The 3,645-nt window shown below is 48.0% G+C and carries 3 protein-coding genes; all 3 read left to right on the plus strand.

The features are described 5' to 3' along the window. Positions 1–130 precede the first annotated feature (130 nt). From WBA23_RS01870 to WBA23_RS01880, 3 genes are read left to right on the plus strand one after another with little or no spacing between them, the layout of a single operon-like run. Complete coding sequence (locus WBA23_RS01870) at positions 131–2,605, plus strand: ATP-dependent Clp protease ATP-binding subunit (protein WP_424580539.1); 2,475 nt, start codon at positions 131–133, stop codon at positions 2,603–2,605. Positions 2,606–2,659: 54 nt separating this feature from the next. After that, complete coding sequence (locus tag WBA23_RS01875; protein ID WP_424580540.1) at positions 2,660–3,073, plus strand: hypothetical protein; 414 nt, start codon at positions 2,660–2,662, stop codon at positions 3,071–3,073. 29 nt (positions 3,074–3,102) lie between these two features. Further along, positions 3,103–3,549 carry a hypothetical protein gene (locus WBA23_RS01880; RefSeq protein WP_424580541.1) on the plus strand — a complete coding sequence of 149 codons (447 nt, stop codon included), beginning with the start codon at positions 3,103–3,105 and terminating at the stop codon, positions 3,547–3,549. Positions 3,550–3,645: the final 96 nt, after the last annotated feature.

A 3,645-nucleotide genomic window follows, 5' to 3' on the forward strand; every position in this document is an offset into this window, starting at 1 on the left:
TAAGCTCTATTCTCTCGTGCTTAGATTTCAGTTTTCTGTTTGCCTAAAAAACTTAACCTACTCGGTTTACCTTTGGCAGTTTCAAAACACTAATACATATAACTACCACTAACCACTACGCTACCGCCTTATGCTCTCCACCCTTACGCTAGCCGATGAAAGCAAACGCTCCATACAGATTGCTCAGTCGTTAGCCAAAGAATACCAGAATGCCCAGTTTACCCCGGCTCACTTGTTGCATGCCTTGTTGCATAAGGATGTCGGGTTGCGCGAGTTGCTAGAATCCCTGGATCAGGACATTCCTTACCTGCAAGAGTGGGCCGAAGTACGTATTGAAAACCTTTCCAAAAATACCCGCATTCCCGAAGAACCCCCCGGCGATGCCAAGGTCTCATCCGTTATTGATGAAGCTGATCTAGTACGGCTCAAACTCAACGAAGAAGATATTAGTCCGCTGGCAATCTTAGCTGCCCTGTGCAAACCCAACATTGCTTTTAACCGAGATCAACTAAAAACCTTCCCGCTCACCGCGGATGATCTACTTGCTACTGCGGTAGCCGAAGAAGCCATACAGGAAGCTATTTCCCCGGCTGCTGGGGCGAAGCCGGGGAAAGCCGCCCCGAGCAAGACCAAAGCCCTATTTAAGTACTGTAATGACAAAACTTCGCTGGCGCGAGAAGGCAAGATTGACCCCATTATTGGCCGCGACCGTGAAACCCGCATGATGGTAGAAATACTGGGGCGGCGCACCAAACCGAATGTACTGATTGTAGGCGAACCCGGTGTCGGTAAAACCGCTCTAGTCGATGGCTTTGCTTTAGATATCGTGAATGGAAAAGTACCGGCCTACCTAGCTTCGGCGGTGCTATTTGAACTGGACCTAGGCTCACTGGTTGCTGGCGCTTCCTACAAAGGCGAAGTAGAAGACCGGCTGAAGAATATCATTAAAGAAGTTAAAACCTTTGAGAAAGCCATTCTCTTTATTGACGAGTTGCATCTGATGCTCGATAGCACTGGCCCGGTAGGCAGCGGAGCCGCGAACTTGCTCAAGCCCGAACTGGCTCGGGGCGAGATCACCGTCATTGGGGCCACCACCAACGAAGAGTACCGCAAGTACATTGAAAAGGAAGAAGCTTTCAACCGTCGTTTTGAAGTGCTGCGGGTAGCTGAACCCGATGTAACTGTGGCTGAACGCATGGTACAAACGCTGGTGCCGCTCTACGAACAGCACCATGCCATCGCAGTAGGGGAAGGAACCCCGCGGGAAGCCGTACAATTGGCCAAACGCTACATCAAAGACCGCCGGCTGCCCGATTCGGCCATTGACCTGCTGGATCGGACGATGGCTGCCATCCGCATGGCCGATGAAACCTCGGAGAGAGAACTACAGCAACTGGCTGAGAAATTGAAAGCCTCCGCTACTGAAGCCGTGAACGATACACTGGCCGAGCTACGCTGGTTCCACCGCGAACTAAAAGACAAGATCAGTCCGATTCTGTTCAGCCAATTAGAAGATGATACGGATGAGTCAGTGTTAGATACGACCGAAGTGCTACGGGATTATTTGCAATCCACCATTGACCGGCTACTAAAGCTCACCGGCAACAAGAAAGGCAGCGTAGAGAAAGCGGATGTAGCGGCCGTAGTGGCCCACAAAACAGGGATTCCACTAGGGAAAATCCAGACCCAAGAGCGCGAGAAGCTCTTAAACATGGAAGCGCATCTGAAGCAGCGCGTCATCGGGCAAGATCAGGCGATTAAAGTGATCTCGGATGCGGTGCTGGAATCGCGCTCAGGACTGACCAAGCCCGGTCAGCCAATCGGTTCGTTTTTCTTTATGGGTCCGACCGGTACGGGCAAGACTGAACTCGCTAAATCACTGGCCGAGTTTCTGTTCAACGATGAGTCTACGTTGCTGCGCTTTGATATGTCGGAGTTTAAGGAAGAGCACTCAGCGGCGGTGTTGTTGGGGGCCCCAGCGGGGTACGTAGGCTACGAAGAGGGCGGCATTCTAGTGAATAAGATCCGGGAGAAGCCTTACGCGGTAGTGCTGTTTGATGAGATTGAAAAAGCCCATGCGTCGGTATTTGATATCTTCTTGCAGATTATGGACGAAGGCAAGCTACACGACCGACTAGGCAAAGAAGGCGACTTCTCTAACGCCGTCGTGCTATTTACGTCCAACATCGGTAGTCAGTATATTATGGATACCTTTGCCGAAGGCGAGTTACCTACTTCCCAGCAGATGATGGAACGGATGCAAGGCCAATTTCGACCCGAGTTTTTGGCGCGGGTGACCGAGATGGTGCCCTTCGCCCCCATCCAGGAAGAAAACGTGGTGAAGATCTTTGACATTCATCTGAAGAAACTATTGGCACTGCTGGATAAGCAAGGCATTACGCTGAACATCTCAGACAAAGCCAAGCAGCAGTTAGCACTGTCGGGCTACACCCCCGAGTACGGGGCACGGCCACTGACCGGGGTGATCCGCAACCAGTTACGCCGCCCCATCTCTAAGCTCATCATTGCCGGAAGTGTGAAGAAAGGCTCGATGATTAGCTTGGATATGGATGAAAATGAAGAATTACACTGGGAGTATAAGTAAGTTAGGTTACATTTTATAATAAATTTTTACCAATAGTAAATATTTCCCTATCCTATGAGTGCAATAAGAAACGTGCAATTTGTGTATGACGATCTATGTAAAAACCCGCAAAGGATAGTAGTTAATGCTAAAAATTGTGTAAAAATATGGAATATCTTCGATCAGAGAACCGTCAACGAATCACATTTCACTAATGTGAAGCCCAAAGCTTTAATGCAAGCTTCCCTAACAGGAGCAATAGATGCAAGTAATGCAATGGGATACGTAGAAGCCCTTTTTCGCAATGCTTACAAACCCACAGCTACTATGAAGGGTATAATTAAAGCTGTAATTAAAGAGGCAATAAAACAATACCTTAAGAACGGCAAAAGAGAACCAGAGGAACTCTACCGTACTGTAATTGGAGCTATTCGCTGGGCTCATAAGCCTAGATTTGATTCTATTCGTCAAAATATAGATTTAAATTAGTCATTAAATTACAATATACTTTCTAACCTATGAATGAAGTAGAAATTGGCGGTCAGTTAGTACCGCAACAATCGTTTGAAGCGATTACACAGATCTCATCCAACCGCACGCTACTAGTGCAGAAGTTGAGTTCACGGCCCACTAAGCCGGAACCTATCACGGGCTTAAAAACGGTCAACGAAGTCTTTGACCACTTCAAGCCTACTGCAAAAGTAGAGTTTGAGAATGCCGATGGTGCTCCGGTTAATGAAGAGCTAAAGTTCGCTAACCTGGCAGATTTTACGAAAACAGGCATTGTTGAGCAGAGTGATTTCCTAAAAGACTTGAACGCGCAGCAAGACAGCTACCATAAATTTATGAAGCAGTTGAAGTCTAACAAAATTCTCAAATCAGCCCTTCAGAATCCTGAAGCCAAGCAGGCGTACTTGCAGGCTCTACAGGCTATGATACAGGAGATTGAACAAGCCGATCAGTAACTATTTACCGTTCCACAGCGGCCCTTTACCCTTTACCCTTTACCAACCTACGTAACCCTATACTCCCATGGCAGAAGAAAAAGCACAAGCTGCGCA

The sequence above is a fragment of the Tunicatimonas sp. genome, assembly GCF_049647865.1.
Taxonomy (GTDB): Bacteria; Bacteroidota; Bacteroidia; order Cytophagales; family Cyclobacteriaceae; genus Tunicatimonas.